The 15,395-nt window shown below is 60.4% G+C and carries 14 protein-coding genes and 2 pseudogenes; 5 read left to right on the forward strand and 11 right to left on the reverse strand.

What is annotated here, in order from left to right; translation table 11 throughout:
* Window positions 1-83 precede the first annotated feature (83 nt).
* The 3 genes and pseudogenes from CXY82_RS01915 to CXY82_RS01925 all read right to left on the reverse strand — a co-directional run bounded on the left by CXY82_RS01915 (window position 84) and on the right by CXY82_RS01925 (window position 2,708).
* Window positions 84-912 (reverse strand): annotated as a pseudogene (locus CXY82_RS01915) (Abi family protein).
* Window positions 913-1,167: 255 nt separating this feature from the next.
* On the reverse strand, window positions 1,168-1,698 hold the full coding sequence (locus CXY82_RS01920) for an AAA family ATPase (protein ID WP_104169443.1): 531 nt from the start codon (window positions 1,696-1,698) through the stop codon (window positions 1,168-1,170).
* Between the two features lie 53 nt (window positions 1,699-1,751).
* Window positions 1,752-2,708: a DMT family transporter gene (locus CXY82_RS01925; protein ID WP_104169444.1), complete on the reverse strand. Its 957-nt coding sequence runs from the start codon at window positions 2,706-2,708 to the stop codon at window positions 1,752-1,754.
* Between the two features lie 44 nt (window positions 2,709-2,752).
* Here CXY82_RS01925 and CXY82_RS01930 point away from each other — a divergent pair, with 44 nt between their 5' ends.
* Window positions 2,753-3,241, forward strand: a complete 489-nt coding sequence (locus tag CXY82_RS01930) for a MarR family winged helix-turn-helix transcriptional regulator (RefSeq protein ID WP_104169445.1) — start codon at window positions 2,753-2,755, stop codon at window positions 3,239-3,241.
* A 120-nt stretch (window positions 3,242-3,361) separates the two neighbouring features.
* Here the strand turns inward: CXY82_RS01930 and CXY82_RS01935 are convergent, their stop codons facing one another.
* The 3 genes from CXY82_RS01935 to CXY82_RS01940 form a co-directional block, all read right to left on the reverse strand.
* Window positions 3,362-3,898 carry a GNAT family N-acetyltransferase gene (locus CXY82_RS01935; RefSeq protein ID WP_104169446.1) on the reverse strand — a complete coding sequence of 179 codons (537 nt, stop codon included), beginning with the start codon at window positions 3,896-3,898 and terminating at the stop codon, window positions 3,362-3,364.
* Window positions 3,899-3,976: 78 nt separating this feature from the next.
* Complete coding sequence (locus tag CXY82_RS16895; RefSeq protein WP_146069019.1) at window positions 3,977-4,384, reverse strand: hypothetical protein; 408 nt, start codon at window positions 4,382-4,384, stop codon at window positions 3,977-3,979.
* A 154-nt stretch (window positions 4,385-4,538) separates the two neighbouring features.
* Complete coding sequence (locus tag CXY82_RS01940; protein WP_104169447.1) at window positions 4,539-5,003, reverse strand: cytidine deaminase; 465 nt, start codon at window positions 5,001-5,003, stop codon at window positions 4,539-4,541.
* Between the two features lie 273 nt (window positions 5,004-5,276).
* On the opposite strand from CXY82_RS01940, the gene CXY82_RS01945 reads away from it, so the two are divergent.
* Window positions 5,277-6,461, forward strand: a complete 1,185-nt coding sequence (locus CXY82_RS01945; protein ID WP_104169448.1) for an ATP-binding protein — start codon at window positions 5,277-5,279, stop codon at window positions 6,459-6,461.
* A gap of 229 nt (window positions 6,462-6,690) precedes the next feature.
* Here the strand turns inward: CXY82_RS01945 and CXY82_RS16900 are convergent, their stop codons facing one another.
* The 3 genes from CXY82_RS16900 to CXY82_RS01960 all read right to left on the reverse strand — a co-directional run bounded on the left by CXY82_RS16900 (window position 6,691) and on the right by CXY82_RS01960 (window position 9,247).
* Complete coding sequence (locus CXY82_RS16900; RefSeq protein ID WP_146069020.1) at window positions 6,691-6,993, reverse strand: hypothetical protein; 303 nt, start codon at window positions 6,991-6,993, stop codon at window positions 6,691-6,693.
* A 531-nt stretch (window positions 6,994-7,524) separates the two neighbouring features.
* On the reverse strand, window positions 7,525-8,421 hold the full coding sequence (locus CXY82_RS01955; protein WP_104169450.1) for an SDR family oxidoreductase: 897 nt from the start codon (window positions 8,419-8,421) through the stop codon (window positions 7,525-7,527).
* Between the two features lie 25 nt (window positions 8,422-8,446).
* Window positions 8,447-9,247, reverse strand: coding sequence for an SDR family NAD(P)-dependent oxidoreductase (locus CXY82_RS01960; RefSeq protein WP_104169451.1), 801 nt, complete (start codon window positions 9,245-9,247; stop codon window positions 8,447-8,449).
* 75 nt (window positions 9,248-9,322) lie between these two features.
* Here CXY82_RS01960 and CXY82_RS01965 point away from each other — a divergent pair, with 75 nt between their 5' ends.
* On the forward strand, window positions 9,323-10,225 hold the full coding sequence (locus CXY82_RS01965; RefSeq protein WP_233199137.1) for an SMP-30/gluconolactonase/LRE family protein: 903 nt from the start codon (window positions 9,323-9,325) through the stop codon (window positions 10,223-10,225).
* On the opposite strand, the gene CXY82_RS01970 is transcribed toward CXY82_RS01965, so the two are convergent.
* Both CXY82_RS01970 and CXY82_RS01975 read right to left on the reverse strand, forming a co-directional pair.
* Window positions 10,212-11,990: a glycoside hydrolase family 15 protein gene (locus tag CXY82_RS01970; RefSeq protein ID WP_104169453.1), complete on the reverse strand. Its 1,779-nt coding sequence runs from the start codon at window positions 11,988-11,990 to the stop codon at window positions 10,212-10,214. The genes CXY82_RS01965 and CXY82_RS01970 overlap by 14 nt on opposite strands.
* Before the next feature lie 179 nt (window positions 11,991-12,169).
* On the reverse strand, window positions 12,170-13,369 hold the full coding sequence (locus CXY82_RS01975) for an IS30 family transposase (protein WP_370443663.1): 1,200 nt from the start codon (window positions 13,367-13,369) through the stop codon (window positions 12,170-12,172).
* 178 nt (window positions 13,370-13,547) lie between these two features.
* Here CXY82_RS01975 and CXY82_RS01980 point away from each other — a divergent pair, with 178 nt between their 5' ends.
* Both CXY82_RS01980 and CXY82_RS18460 read left to right on the forward strand, forming a co-directional pair.
* Entirely contained in the window at window positions 13,548-14,756 is a 1,209-nt protein-coding gene (locus tag CXY82_RS01980) for a type I glyceraldehyde-3-phosphate dehydrogenase (RefSeq protein ID WP_199180854.1), read from the forward strand.
* A 440-nt stretch (window positions 14,757-15,196) separates the two neighbouring features.
* Window positions 15,197-15,355 (forward strand): annotated as a pseudogene (locus tag CXY82_RS18460) (transaldolase family protein); the annotation flags it as partial.
* Between the last annotated feature and the right edge of the window lie 40 nt (window positions 15,356-15,395).

Below are 15,395 nucleotides of genomic sequence, written 5' to 3' on the forward strand. Positions count from 1 at the left end.
GGGAGCGCTCAGCGGGTTGCCCTGCGCGGTCATCCGGTGCCACAAGCCTCCGGGAGCGCCGAATGGGAAGGAACGTGCGCCAACTATTGTGAGGACCAGAGCTCGAGTTTCGACCAGCCTGGGGGCGCGCCCATTGACTCCGCAGTCAGATAATCAGAATCGGGGAAGGCCTGAATGAGCTCGACTACGCGGGCGGGCCATCCGCTATCCGGGTCAATCGAACGCAATAGGTATGCCATTACCGCGAGGGCGTTGTACAGGCCAAACACCTGCTTCGCGGTCGTTGCCTGCTTGAGATGACCCAGAAGAGGAACCTGTCCGTGGGTGGGGCGTGCTGGTGCGCTGACGAGCTTGCGGTTGAAGAGGCGTGCATGGTGCGCTGAGACGTCCCGGACGTAGTTCAAGCTTGAGATCCAGCTGCTCATTACTCTTTTTGATGGTGCCCCGTAGGCAGTTGCGATTTCGGTCGCGATCGAATTGTTCAATCCTGAGTAGAGTCGCCCAAGTTGCCCCAGCTCCAAGATTTCGGTCAGTGCCCAGATGGGCATTTCGTCGTCGTACTTTTCGCGAAAGTGCGCAACGAATGCTTCGTCAGACTCTGCCTGCCGCGCATTGATGCGCTCGATCCACCTGCATGCGAAAAGATATTTCGATTCGTTCGATGCCGTCAAGGACGAGCAGCCGCAGGCGACGATCAGAATCTATGAGTGTGGCGGCATATTCGACCGAGGTACCAGAGCGATAGTGGTTGAGGATGCGGACCCGTCGTCGGCCTTCATCATCCACGAACGCTTCAGATTCGCGAAGCGGGTAGAGATAGCCAGTGAGGCGGTAATAGCCAACGGCTTGGAGTATCTGCCGGCAGCTCTCTGGGTCTCGCACCTCGACGCCGCGAGACGCGAGTTTGGCCATCTGGTCTTCAAGCGACAGCCACTTCTTGATGTACTCAGCCACGAGTCTCCTGGTTAAAGAAAATCAGCCCGAGCCATGAGGCGAGCGGGCTGAACATGATGACAGCACCCTACCACAGCCAGCCTGCAGCGACTTTGAAACGGATCGACAGCTCGTCCCTTCAGAATCGCGATCCCGGAGCCTCGAACGGAGCCCATCGCCCGGACGTGTTTCTTGGAGCAACCCTGAGCGGCCGACTTGTCTGGTTCCTGCGACTCAAGGTCGCGTGGTGGCCAATTCCTCGCGGATGAAGGATGCGACTTCGGCTGGCGTGCGACTGGTTGTGTCGATAGCAGTGGTTTCTCCTTCAAGCCAAGGCAAGGCTCTCTCAAAGTCCGGGATCCTTGAGAGACGCCAGTCCACCGCGTCGGACTCATTCACGTCCTGAAGGATTCGTCGTTCGTGTTCCTCGGGGTGAACCAGGAGGGTGAATGCGCGCATTGCCAATTCCGCGGAAGCGAATCCGGTGGTCAGCTCGTTCCAGTAGGCGTGAGCGAACACGGATTGTGGGATCACGAGATCGCACTCAAGGTCGGCTACCAACTCGATTGCAGTGGCGACGACCAGGGTGCGCCAGGCCGGCCAGTCCTGAAAGTCATTGACCGGGCGCCTGACGTCAAGCGCGTGACGCAGCATCTGCCCGACTGCCTCGGTATCGAAGAGAACGAAGGACTCATCACGTTCACAAAGCTCTTGAGCGACAGTCGTCTTGCCGCCGCCGAACGGTCCGTTGAGCCAGATAATCACGTTCAGACTCTATAGCTGCAGGACTCCGCCGCCGGAAGTGGAACGTCCAACGGTTACCGCGTGCGTCCTGCTCTCTCACGCTGCAGGACTGACCGTAACAAGCTCATGTCGCACCGGCGGGTTCCTTCACGGGTACTGCCCTCAACGCGGCGAGGTTTCGCGGCTTTGGAGAGGGCAGCTGCGATCGAAACCAGGACGATGAAGATTCCTGCAGTTTGCAGTGGGGCGAGGACCTCTCCTCCGATCGTCAAACCGAGGAGTAAGGCCACGACCGGGCTGAGCAAGCCGAGGAAAGCTGGAGTGCTCGCGGGAAGGCGTGCGACGCCGCGGAACCACAGGACATAAGCGAACGCGGTTCCGACCCCGGACAGATAGCCATACCCCATGATGTTTTGTGCTGTTAGCGGCGCGGTAGGGAGACCCTCGATCACCAGCAGGATGACCAGAAGGGTGAGTCCTCCCGTGAGGAGCTGCCATGCGGTTGTGGTCAGCGGGGGTACCGGCTGCCCCCACTTCTTGGAAAGCACGATCCCGGATGCCATGGATAGAGTGCCGGTGACGGCGGCCAGGACGCCGATAGTGTCGAGGCGTGCTTGCGCCTGAAGCACGATGAGAGACACGCCGAACACTCCGGTCATGCCGGCCGCTGCCACGCGCCAGGTCAGCTTCTCGTTGAGAACACGGGTCGCCAAGACCGCGACGACGAGAGGCTGAAGCCCGCCCACGACGGCGGCCACACCGCCGGGCAGCCGGTAGGCGGCAATGAAGAGCAACGCAAAGAACGCGCCAATATTGAGGACGCCGAGTACCCAGGACTTCCACCACCATTCGCCGCGCGGCAGCCGACGGCACAGCAGCAGGAGTAGGGCTCCGGCAGGAAGCGCGCGCAACGTTGCCGCGAGCAACGGCCGGTCCTCCGGAAGGTACAACGTGGTCGTCAGGTATGTGGTTCCCCACAATGCGGGGGCCACGGCCGTGGTCACCAACAGGAGGACTCGATTGCTAAGCACTTAGTCATAATACCTAAGTGCTTAGCAATTGCTAGTCTGGACGCATGGCGAACCATGTGGATCGAATCCTTGACCAGTGGCATTCCGAGAAACCCGATCTCGATGTCTCGCCGATGGCGGTCATCGGTCGGTTGACTCGCGCAGCAGTCGCTGTCGAATCGCGCCTGGCCAAGACATTCGCTCGGCATGCTCTGGACTCCGCATCATTCGATGTGCTCGCCACGCTGCTGCGAAGTGGTGCCCCCTATCGGATTGCCCCGATAGAGCTGGCGCGTGACGCTATGATTTCCACGAGCGCGGTCGCCCAGCGGCTGAACAAGCTTGAAACGCGCGGGTTAGTCAGTCGGGAGGCAAACCCGAATGACGGTCGCGGCACGCTCGTCGCGCTCACCGATTCCGGACGCGAACTCATTGAGGCGGCATTGCCCGACCACCTCGAAACCGAGCATGCGATCATCGCGGCACTCAGCGTCGAGGAGCAGGCGAACCTCGCAGTGCTCCTTCAACGAATCCATAAAGCTGCCAGCTCCTAACAAACGCCACCCCACATTCACGTTGTCCGCAAGCCGGACCTCGACGGACGCAGTTTCGACACCAACTCGCCGAAGTTTCGACATCTCGGGGAGTGGCGGTTGGGAACGATTTGCGGGCGATTATCCGTGAACGACAGCTTCTGCCGTGCTGACTTTGCTCACGGGTCGGATCATCGCCACGCGCGGCCAGGCTTCGAGCCCTCGCGCAGCTTCTGTATCCATTCGAGCGCCCATCGCCGGGCCCCAGTCACGTGGCCAGAAGGCACGGAAGCCGAGGCGCTCGTAGTATGGCGCGTTCCACGGAACGTCTCGGAATGTGGTCAGCGTCACAGCGGGGAGTTCGCGTTCACAGGCCCAAGAGTCAGCCACGACAATCAGTTGCGCTCCGATACCCTGACGCGCGTGCTCTGGGTGGACCGTGACCTGCTCGATATGAGCAGCTCCGTCAAGCTGCTTGAGGAGTAAGTAGGCGACGGTCACACCGTCGACCAGCCACACAAACGCCCCATGGTCCGTGACGAAGCGCTGGAAATCCTGCCTGCTGATCGCTTGATCATCGGCGACTATCGCCATGTTGATGTTGCGGAACAACTCGCCGGCGGCTCGCTCGATCTCAGTGACCCGGAAGTGGTCCTCGAGACTGGAAAGACGTCGCACCGTTCGATCCTCCCGCTCCAGCAGGACCTACCCGCAGGCCGAACGGTTTACGGGCGTGGCATAGATGCGCTCACGCGTTCAGCCATCAAAGACCTCACCACTCGCGAAGACTGCACCTTCAGGCATCAGTTCGACGAGGGCCGCCGAGCAGTCATCAAACGTGACCCGACCCACAGAAGGCGCCACTACCGAGGAGAAGGTGGCTTCCACCCGGTAACACGTGAATACCTGGCTTGGGCCGTTGTAGTGCTGACCATCATCCGTTGGAACATCGGGTCGAGGTCCGGGCGCAATGAATACCGAAAGCTTTGCAGCAGAATCCGTCGAGGAGATGTCATAGAGGACCACACCGCCCTTCCGAAGATCGAGATCGGATGTTGATGCAACCGAACCATTCCATCGCTCACCCTGCAGTGAGTCGAGGTAGCCACCCGGTTCGTTTACTGACGGCTGGTAGGATGACGATCTGTCTCCACAGCGTGCCATCGATCCCACTGTCGTAGCCGTGGTACTCGGTGCTGCAACCAGTGAGGGAGAGTGCAATCCCGACGAACACGAAGAGAGCACCCCACTTTTGCCTGCGTGTCAGCTTCACCTAGCTAGTTTCTCACTATCGATCCTCATCCAATTCCCATCGACATCAGCGAAAACGCTCCTCGTCGAACTGCCGAGTGCCACCCTCCAGAGTCCACGCCGCGGCAAACGGCATCAGGGCCTCAATGGTGGCGACCCGAACTCCTTCGGCAGTCGGGAGCAGCACCCTGATGCCTGGGTAGTAATCGAAAAGGACCTGCCTGTCACGCCCGCACGGGCCGACAACACCGCACCCGTGATTGCCAACAGCGACGATTGTCGTGATTTCTCGCCCGCCCTGTGCGCGCGCCGCGCCAAGTGCAACCAGCTCAGCGCACGGACCACCGGTGAAATGGAACAAATTCATCCCAGCGAACATGCGGCCGTCGGCGTCTCGAACTGCCGCGCCCATCGTGTGCGCACCATCTTCATCCGGCCCGGCATCCGTGTTCGCGTCAATGACCTCTCTTGCGAGCTCAACGAGCTCAAGGTCTTCGGCCGTCGGCACTGCGAGTTCAGCGTTCGGGGGCATGAGGGTAATCCTACGGATCGAACCGGATCCAACTCCTGGCTGGCATGCCCGCAAGACGGACCTTGAGCGCACACATCCACGCGATGACAGCGCGAGGAGCCCTCGCTGCACTGGGTGACCGATAGCCCGACCGAAACAGCTTCGCGATCTGGTGCGCGAATTGCGACAGCGCGGGCCGCGCATTCGTGAAGCAAAGCGATATCACCGCTCTTTTATAAAGGCTTATACGATCGAGTAAACAATCTGTTTACTCGGGGCTATATTGTTCTATTTATGGAGCTTTCGACGAATCCTTTCAAGCCAGGCGCAGGGCGGGTGCCACCAGTTCTGGCAGGCCGCTCCGACTTAATGAGTGAATTCCGCACACGGCTGTACCAGGCACGGGAAACAGGGGAGGGGGAACGGCCTTGGATCCTCTCCGGGCTCCGCGGAGTAGGGAAGACCGTGTTGCTCAATCAGCTCGGACGCGACGCGGCTGAGCTGAAGTTGATCTTCATCAAAGTCGAGGCATCGAGCAGCAAGCCCCTGGCCGTCGCGCTGGCTAAAGAGCTCCACCTCGCACTTCGACGAGTCCTCTCAAGCTCTGATTGTGCCAAAGCGCTTTGGTCCAAGGCCGCCCGCGTGCTTCGTTCATTCCAAGTGCGTGTCGACCCGTCAGGGACCTACTCCTTCACTGTCGACGTTGAACCGGAGCGCGGCGTAGCCGACAGCGGCGATCTCGCTGTCGATCTCCAGGAGCTATTGGAGACCATTGGGCTTGCTGCGCGTGAGGCCAACACGGTTATCGTTCTGGCCGTCGATGAACTCCAAGAAGCCTCATCCGAGGATCTCGTTGCTCTCAATGTCGCCCTGCATAACCTCGGTCAAGACGTCTTCCCCGTCCCGGTCATTTTCGTCGGCGCGGGGTTACCTTCCCTGCCTGCCGTGCTCGCTGACGCGACTAGCTACGTGGAGCGCCTCTACGACTATCGTCAGATCGGTTTGCTCGACACTGCCGCGACGTCTGACGCCCTCACTGCCCCGGCACGTTTCAACGGAGTCGACTGGGAGCCTGACGCCCTGGATGCCGCGGTGACAGCTACGGGGGGATACCCATATTTCATCCAAGCCTGTGGCAGTCATGTTTGGGCTGTCAGGGCCACGGACACCATTTCTCTGCAGGACGCCCAAATCGGGATCGAGTCAGCGCGAAGTGAAGTGGAACAAGGTCTCTATCAATCGAGGTGGGAGCGGGCTACCCCGACTCAGCGGGCCTTCATGTCCGCAATGGCCATCGACGATGATGCCTCCTCATCAATGGCCGAACTCGTGACCCGGTTGCGGAAGAAGCGCACCACGGACCTCTCCGTCAATCGCCGAGACTTGATCCGGAGCGGTCACATCTACACACCAGAACGCGGTTTCGTCGCATTCACCGTGCCCGGCATGGCTGACTTCATCGGCAGACAAGGGGAGTAGCCCCGAATCATCCGCGCCGACGTCGGCACCTGCTCATGCCTGCGCGGACGTCGACACCGTCTACTTACATCCAGACTTCCGCGTCTGTAGGTGGTAACGGCCATGGGGATCCCAAGCGACCAAGCGCGTAGCTGACAATGACCAGGTTGTCGACCATTCGCCCCCACCCGGGCTCATAGTTGAAGCCGGTGATGAAGGTCGTCCCGTTGGCCGTGGGAAGGTAACGCCACTAGCCCCGACCTGCCCGGAGTGGCGAGAGCTTGTCGCTGGTCGTGAATCGAAGTGCCGAGGTGCGTGTTCCGTCTGGTCGTTGTCGTTCTCTTAGAGAGGTACCTGTTCCCGTGATCGTGTGGAGGAGCGTGCGGCGCTGGTAGACGAAGCGGTTGCCCCTGGTCGGTAGTGCGGCGACGGGTGTGATGCTGCTGAATCGGAGATCCCAGCGCGGATGCTGAGCCGGGTCTTGTGTGAGTTGCCATACTCGGTCGGCGTCGGCTTTGATCTCGATCTCCACATAGATCGCCTTGTCGCCCATGAGGTCAGCTTGCTACCTTGCCCCGGTACTTCGCCGGCTCTGAATCGCGTGTCCGAATTACCACTCGTGCCGAGTCACGAGCCGAACCTGGCGAGGCGAAAGTTCCGGTGCGTCGACCAGGCCGAGAGCGATGCCTGCTCGGCGGTGACCTAGGCTCGGGGGATGACAAGGCCCGGCCAAAGCCTCTTTCCCTGGATTCCGGCCGCCGTCGCCGCTGCGTCGTGGGTCGTGTGCGCCGGCGGATTCGGCCTCCTGACCTGGTTCGGTTTGGTCCCCAACGCCTTCGTGAAGCACCTCCTGCCGGAAACGATCCCGCGCAGCGTCGGCCCTAGTCGAACCTCACTGAAAAGCTGCCGCTGCCAGACCATCGGATCTGTGGACGACCCGCTTCTGACCTCTAGTAGCAGGGTGTTCCTCGCAGGATCTGAACGCTCATCAGTCGTGGGTCTCGTTTTCGAGAGCCGAAGCTGACGTAGATACGCGGCTGATTAGCTGATCTATCCCCGATTGAACCGCTGCGCCCGATACTTTCTAGGGTGTCGGCATTCCTCCGTTGACGTTGAGTGTTTCTCCGATGACGAAACTGGACTCTCCGGAGGCGAGGAATACATAGGCGGGCGCGAGTTCGGCTGGTTGTCCGGAGCGGCCGAGTGGGTTGTCCTTGCCGTACTCGGGCAGTTTCTCGGGCGGATACCCCTGCGTCACTTGTAACGCCGTCCAGGTGGGGCCGGGAGCCACTGCGTTGACGCGGATGCCGCGGGGCGCGAGTTGCTGAGCGAGCGCCTTTGAAAAGTTGTTGATGGCGCCTTTCGTGGTCGCATAGTCGAGAAGGAACGGTAGCTGGTGGTAGGCCTCCAAGGATGCCGTGGCGATGATGGTCGAGCCGGGCTTCAGATGCGGTACGGCTGCCTTAATGATCCAGAACATCGCGAACACATTCGTGCGCATGGTGTCCTCGAATTGCTCGTCACTGATGTCTTCCAGTTTTTCGACGAAGACCTGTTTTCCGGCGTTACTCACGACGATGTCCAGGCCACCCAGCCCGGTGACGGCAGCTTCGACCAGTTCACGGCAGTAATTTTTGTCTTTTAGGTCACCAGGGAATGCGACAGCAGTACGGCCGGCCTCTTTGATCAGGCCGACGATGTGGCGAGCATCTTCTTCCTCTTCCGGCAGATAGGAGATCGCAACATCGGCGCCCTCCCGGGCGAATGCGATGGCGACTGCACCGCCGATTCCGGAGTCTCCACCAGTGATGAGCGCCTTGCGTCCGGTGAGCCGCCCAGAGCCGCGGTAACTTGTCTCTCCGAGGTCTGGCACCGGGTCCATGTTCGCTTGGATGCCCGGCTCTGGCTGTTGCTGGATGGGTGGAGAAATGGAGGGGTAACGTGTGCGCGGATCCGTGAGGGAGTATTGGTCGGTCGCCATGATGTTCCTTTCGTGGGGCGGGGCTTTAGATCGTGGCTACAGAGCCGGAGTCGACGCGGTAGTTCGCTCCGTTGACGAAGCTAGCGAGATCTGAGCAAAGGAACGCGACCACGCTAGCCACTTCGTCCGGTGTGCCGCGGCGCTTTAGCTCTATGGATGGGCGCTTTTCATCGAGGAAGGTGGTGATCGCATCCGGAATCGAAATGCCAAGCTTGTGTGCCCGCTTCTTCATCATCGCGTCCGTCATCGGGGTATGGATGAACGCCGGTGACACACAGTTGACCAGCAACCCTTCCATGGCGTAGCTGCGAGACAAGCCTTTGGCAAGCGCGAGGACGCCGGCTTTCGCCGAGCAGTACGGCAGTTCGTCGTCGTATGGTTGCACCCCGTCCTCGGACGCCAGAAACACGAGCCGGCCCCAGCCGCCTTTGCGAAGCGACGGCAGGAAGGCGCTGACGAGCCGCACCGGGCCCATCAGGTCGACGAGGAGCGTTTCCATCCAGCCCTCGTCCGTCAGCTCATGGAAGAGGCCTTGGGCGCCGGTAATACCTGCTGACTGCACCAAGATATCGATGTCGCCGACCGCGTCAAGCACCCTGTCTCGAAGGGTCGCGATCGAGTCGACACTGGTGATATCGGCAGTGAATGCGTACAGCTGATTCGGTTTCGCGTTCAGCTGCTCGGCCGCCGCATCCAGTTTGTCCTGGTACTGATCGGTGATGACTACCGTGACGCCTTCGGCAAGTAGCCGGTGAGCGGTGTGCCAGCCGATCCCCGAGTCACCGCCGGAGACGAGCGCTATTTTTCCCTTGATACCAAGATCCATGACTTCACCGTACGCCGCGCACTCAACAATTTTCTATTCCTTGACATCGCCGCTCAACAATGTTGTGGTATTCAAGTGCGCAATGCCGTTGGAGACCCGGGGGTATTCAGGAGCACCGGCGCGATCCTGGGGGAAAGCCTCATCTGGGATGCTCGTGGGGACCATCCCGCAATGCTCTGGTGCGACATCACTGCGGGGCTCATCCACCGAAGTCCGCTGTGCATGCCCGCGGACGGCTCGGCTGACGACACGATCACGCTGCCCCCGCCTGTGGCCTCATTTTCCGTTGCAGAAATAGGAGGACGCCCGGGTTTCATCGTGTCGCTCGAAGATCGAATCGTCGTGACGGATTCCTCGGGTCACTTGATCCGAACAGTCGCAGAGATCCATCACAGTCGCCTTGGCCTCCGGCTCAATGAAGGAAAGGTTGATCCAGCGGGCCGGTGGATCACTGGGTCGATGAACCTTTTCAATGACGATCCGGTCGGCGCGTTCTACTCGGTTTCCGGTGATGGGGACGTGCGTCTGCTCCGGGGCGGTATCGGTGTCGCGAACGGGCTGGAATGGTCCCTGGACGGTCGTCGCATCTTCTTTACAGACACAAGTGTCGGCACGATCTACACGGGTGCGTACAGCGCGAACGGCGACATCACGGATGTGAATGTGTTCACCCGCGGCGCACCGCACGACGGCCTCACGATCGATACGGACGGTAACTTCTGGGGCGCGCTGTACGGGGGCGGCAAGGTCGTGCACTACAACTCGAATGGCGCTGAGGTCTTCGCCATCGATATACCGGCACTGAACCTCACCTCTGTTGCATTTGGCGGCGCCGACCTCTCCATGCTGTATGTTGCAAGCGCGCGCGAAAACCTGACGCAAGCACAGTTAGAGGCGTATCCGCTGTCCGGTAGCGTATTTGCGATTCAAACGGACACTCAAGGACGCCAACCCACTCCGTTCTTCAGTCGCGGGTGAGTTCCTCGATTGTGATTGCGGCATTGAGGAGTGCGAGGTGACTCAGCCCTTGTGGCAGGTTACCTAGAAAGGCGTTGTCGCTCGGATCGATTATCTCCGAATAGAGACCCACATCGTTCGCCAAATCAATGAGCTCGTCCATGAGCACGACGGACTCGTCATTGCGACCGACGCATGCGAGTGCGGATGCCAACCAGAACGAGCAGGCAACAAATGCTCCCTCCTCGTGGGCGGCCCCGGTGTAGCGATACGTGAGTGGACCATCGCCAAGTTCCGTACGAATTGCGTCTATCGTCGACGACATCCGCGAACTTCGGTCGAACCCGCTGGCCGCGTGGAGGAGTACGGATGCATCCAGATCGTCGCCGCCCGCCCAGGCCGTGAAGCTCTTTCGCGCTTCGGACCAGCAGTTCTCGCGTACCCACGCTGCGATGAGTTCGGATTCGGATCGCCAGTGTGTGGGGTTTCCCGGGATCTGGCCCATCTCGCAGAGGCGCGTCGCGTCGGTGAGGGCCTGCCAGCATCCCATCTTCGACGAGGTGTAGTGGCGCTGCTCGGTGAGTTCCCATATCCCGGAGTCCGACTGTCGCCAGATGTCCGCCACGTGGTTGGCGAGTGAAGCCAGCAGTAAGCCCGTATCCACATCGAGCACATTTCCGGCCTCGACGTACACACGCATGACGTTGAACAGGTCACCGTATACCCCGAGCTGCAGCTGGTTGGCTGCGCGATTACCGATGGTGACCGGCCCAATTCCGCGCCACCCCGGCACGTCAAGGGTTTCAACATCACCGGGAACAGCGCCGTCCAGTGTGTAAAGAATGTGCAACTCCGGGCCGCACTCCCTGATCGTGCGAAGCAGCCATGCGACCGCCGCGTGGGTCTCCTCGCGAAGGCCGAAACGAACGAGAGAACGCACCGTATACGCCGTATCCCGCACCCACGCGAAGCGGTAGTCCCAGTTCTTGCCGCCACGGAGGTTCTCTGGAAGCGATGTCGTCGGCGCCGCCGCAATCGCTCCCGTCGGGCTGTAGATCAGTAGTTTGAGAGCCAGAGCACTGCGCTGGACAGCGTCCGCCCATGGCCCGTCGTAGTTGAAGTCACGCGACCACAATTGCCAGCTCTCGATCGTGCGGTTCACACTCTCGTCAGTCAACTCGGGCACCGGCACATGAACCGGTTCGTTCGCGGTACCCGCAACCGTGATGAGGTGGCGGGACTTCGCCGCCGTCGTAAAGCTTCCGGCCAGTGCGCGGCTGCCACCCCCGCGCGGTCCATGCGCCAGTCCGCGCACCGCAATCGTCACGCTACCAACGCGGATGACCTTTCCGTGAATCGTCGTGTCGACCCATGGCGATGCAGTCGAAAGGCACGTACCGGGAGTAACGCGCCATCGGAAACGCACGGCACCACGGATGCCATCGACACGCCTCGCCAGCTCCACCCACGGAAGCCGGCCGGCGAATCCGTTAACGAGAGCATCCGTGACTCGGGCGACACCCGCATCCGTTGTGAAGGTGGTCTCCAGCACATTGGTTCCGGGGACATACCGGCGCGTGACGGTGTAGGTCCCCGCGGGCGCGAGCTCAATGCTGCCGCCCTCTTGTGCGTCCAGCAGCCGCGCGAACACAGGGGTAGAGTTGAGCGCCGATATGGGAAGCCAATCGATGCCGCCATCCAGTGCGACCAACGCCACCGTGCGTCCGTCACCGATCGCAGCGTACGAGCGTAAGTCCGTATAGCCATCCCGGCGTTGAGAGCTCATTCGCCTCCCACTCGTCGACGACATCCGTGAACTGAACCGCCTCGAGCTTAGCCTCGATGCACCGACGGGGCTCGTTGAGCATGCGGCGTTTTATGCCGAGCCAACAGGTCGAGGCATCCAAGCACCCCGTTGCGCTTTCGTATCTCGAAACCTATTTGTGTCGCAACCCATGGGCGGTTTTAAGGGGTGGAAGCAACGGGGGTTATTTCTTTCTTCGAGGTTAGCCTGCTGAGCAGGTCGGCTGGGGTGCTTCGGTTGAGGGTTTTGCGGGGCCGTTCGTTGAGTTCGGTGGCGACTTCGAGGAGTCGTTGGGCGCTGTGCGCGTTCAAATCGGTGCCTTTGGGGAAGTAGTGACGCAGCAGGCCGTTGGTGTTCTCGTTCGTGCCGCGTTGCCAGGGCGAGTGCGGATCCCAGAAGAAGATGGGAACGCCCGTCCCTTTCGTGATCTCAACGTGCCGTGCCAGTTCGCTTCCCTGATCGCAGGTCAATGACCGCCGCAGCATCGCGGGCATGAGGTTGAGGGCGCCGATGAGCGCGTCATGGAGCGCCGTGGCGCTATGGCCGTTGGGCAGGTGGACCAAGACGACGAATCGGGTCGTGCGTTCAACGAGGGTCGCGATCGCGGATACTGACGCCGAGCCAACGATGAGATCGCCTTCCCAATGCCCGGGAATCACTCCGTCGTTGGCCTCAGCGGGCCGTTCACTCAACAGCGCCTTGTCGCGAATTCGACCGGGGGTAATGAGATGCGCGGCTCGCGATTTTCGAGCTGATCGCCCTCGTCGTAGGTGCCGGTGCGGGCGGACTCCGACGTAACCGCAGTTTTGCACGTAGAGGCTTTGATAGATCGTCTCGTGGGATACCTGCAGTTCGTCCTGGCCGGCGAACGCGACTGCGAGGTCGTCGCTGATCTGCTGCGGACTCCAGCTCTTCCGCAAGCGTTCCTCAACGACAGCGGCAAGCTGCCGGACATCGAGCCTGCCGGGTTTGGGCCGGCACGCTCTGATCTCACACCGTTTCTGTGCGGCACAGGGCCGATAGCTACGCGTTGCCGGGTGTGCGTTCCGGCGCAGCTCCCGACTGATCGTCGACGCGACACGACCCAGATCCTGCGCGATTGCCCTGACGTCTGCACCACCCAACCTCAGATCCGCGATGCGCAGACGTTCCTCTTGGCCTAGAAAACGTCCCGAAGACGCAACCGTCGGAACGGGTATCCGTCCGCCAGCGGCTTTGTTCCATCGAAATCTCTGTTTGCGACCCATTCCTATAGATTCACACGCGGCCGATGCCGACATGCCTTCCCGAACCCGATCCCAGAACAAGTTCTCGCGGACCTTCATGACCAATCTCGACGCCGTTAACAACACCTCACTCAAACGGTGTTGCTACGACCCCTTGAAACCGCCTGGTGGCTCTTCACGTTGACGAAGCAATACTTAGAAGCCGGAAACCACACCACTCACGGGGATGTAACCGGGTGATCGTCGTTGGTGCCGAGAACAGGTGCTTCGGCAACCCCGTGCGGTGTACGGGCTAATATAGCCGCCGCCAAGAATGAGCACATACAGCCTCAAGACTGACGTGATCCCATCAAACTCTCGGGTACCTGCACCGACAAGTGCTCCCGGTAATGTGCTCTCGCTTGTTGACGAAAGCTGTTGGGGGGCGCAGCATGAAATAGGAATCTATTTTGTCGTGCAAAACCTGCGACGTGAAAATGATTGGAAATCAGGAGGATCTCAGATGCCAAAAGTGGCGATCAATGGGTTGGGCCGAATCGGGCGGGCTGCATTAAAAATTCTGCTCGATTCAGAGAATCTGGAACTTGTTGCGGTCAACGATGTGGCGTCAATTGAGAATCTTGCCTACCTGCTGCGGTACGACACGGTCTACGGCCGGTACCACCGTCAGATTGTTGTGGAGGCTGATGCACTTGTCATCGACGGCCACCGGGTGGTTGTTCTTGCCGAACGAGACCCAGCGGCTCTGCCGTGGCGGGAGCTCGGAGTCGATCTAGTGCTGGAGTGCACTGGTGCTTTCACTCGGGCGGAGGACCTGACCAAACATATTCAGGCGGGCGCGTCGTTCGTCATCTTGTCTGCCCCGACGAAATCCGAATCCGTCCCGACGGTTGTGCACGGGGTGAACCGGCCGGATGGGCATCCGCAGATCATCTCTTGCGCCAGTTGCACGACGAACTGCATCACACCGGTCATCGAGATCGCGACAAGGCGTCTGGGGGTGGAGCGTGCGATCATGACCACAATTCATGCTTATACCGCGACCCAGCGCCTGGTCGACTCTCCGAGTGACAATTTCCGACGTGGGCGGGCGGGTGGAGCGAACTTGGTGCCCGCTCCTACCGGTGCTGCACAGGCGACAATCCGGGCATTGCCGAAGTTGACCGGGCTCTTCGCCGGGGTTGCGATCCGCGCCCCGATCGAGGTTGGTTCCATTGCCGACATTGTCATTGTCACTTCCCGCCCGACCAACGTAGAGGAGGTCAACGCCGTGTTCATCGAGGAGGCGAAGACGCCCCGGTATCAAGGCATCCTCGGCGTTTCGGCGGACCCGATGGTCTCCTCCGACATCATCGGCGATTCACGCGCCGCCGTGGTGAACCTTGATTTGACGCAGGTCGTGGACGGCACCCTGATAAAGATCATGGCTTGGTACGACAACGAGTGGGGCTTCACCCACCAAATGATCCGCGAGGCTAGGGCCACCCTTGGGTTACCTTCCAGCGGGGAAACATCTCCGTGACGAGAAATACACTGAGGTTTCGATGTCACCTTCCATAGGGTACGTAGCCCGATCAGCGATATTGGGACTTTAGGGCAAAGTCGTTTGGCTCGATTACATCCGCTGCAGCCTACTTATTTCCGGCAAGTGCGAACGGATGGTGCGTGAGGACGGATTGAACGGTCACCTCGAACCCGTCGATCTTCGAGAAGGTGATCGTCGGCTTAACCGACTGTAGTCACGCGCTGACTCGGGCTCACACCGAGTCGTCAGCGGATGCTACGGCCTTGACTCCCAAATTCGTGTATAAGATTTTGGTCATCATCGATCTGCGGCGGGCGGCGGACCTGCGACGAGGCGTGTATGAAGGCACGGATGCTGTCGACGATACGTGATGGAGGTAGCACCCGACCTGGCCCACAACACCGCGGGAACGGGCGCACTTACCGCAGCGGTTATGGGCCGCGGCCGACCGGCCCAATCTGATGATCACGGAGGGCATCCCGGCGATCCGGCGGTTGATCGGTCAGGGCATCAGCGTGAACAGCACGCTGCTGTTCTCAACAGAAGTGTACGAAAACGGTTACGTCCCCGTGAGTGGTGTGGTTTCCCGCTCTTGAGCGTTGCTTCGTCAATGTAAAGAGCCACCGTGGGATGGTC

The sequence above is a fragment of the Cryobacterium sp. M23 genome, from assembly GCF_002929655.1.
Taxonomy (GTDB): Bacteria; Actinomycetota; Actinomycetes; order Actinomycetales; family Microbacteriaceae; genus Cryobacterium; species Cryobacterium sandaracinum.

Excerpts from the sequence above, each read along its gene's own strand:
- CXY82_RS01980 (WP_199180854.1), top strand. The coding sequence starts at position 13,548 with ATGAGCACATACAGCCTCAAGACTGACGTGATCCCATCAAACTCTCGG.
- CXY82_RS01970 (WP_104169453.1), bottom strand. The coding sequence starts at position 11,990 with ATGAGCTCTCAACGCCGGGATGGCTATACGGACTTACGCTCGTACGCT.
- CXY82_RS01945 (WP_104169448.1), top strand. The coding sequence starts at position 5,277 with ATGGAGCTTTCGACGAATCCTTTCAAGCCAGGCGCAGGGCGGGTGCCA.
- CXY82_RS01955 (WP_104169450.1), bottom strand. The coding sequence starts at position 8,421 with ATGGCGACCGACCAATACTCCCTCACGGATCCGCGCACACGTTACCCC.
- CXY82_RS01930 (WP_104169445.1), top strand. The coding sequence starts at position 2,753 with ATGGCGAACCATGTGGATCGAATCCTTGACCAGTGGCATTCCGAGAAA.
- CXY82_RS01940 (WP_104169447.1), bottom strand. The coding sequence starts at position 5,003 with ATGCCCCCGAACGCTGAACTCGCAGTGCCGACGGCCGAAGACCTTGAG.
- CXY82_RS16895 (WP_146069019.1), bottom strand. The coding sequence starts at position 4,384 with ATGGCACGCTGTGGAGACAGATCGTCATCCTACCAGCCGTCAGTAAAC.
- CXY82_RS16900 (WP_146069020.1), bottom strand. The coding sequence starts at position 6,993 with ATGGGCGACAAGGCGATCTATGTGGAGATCGAGATCAAAGCCGACGCC.
- CXY82_RS01960 (WP_104169451.1), bottom strand. The coding sequence starts at position 9,247 with ATGGATCTTGGTATCAAGGGAAAAATAGCGCTCGTCTCCGGCGGTGAC.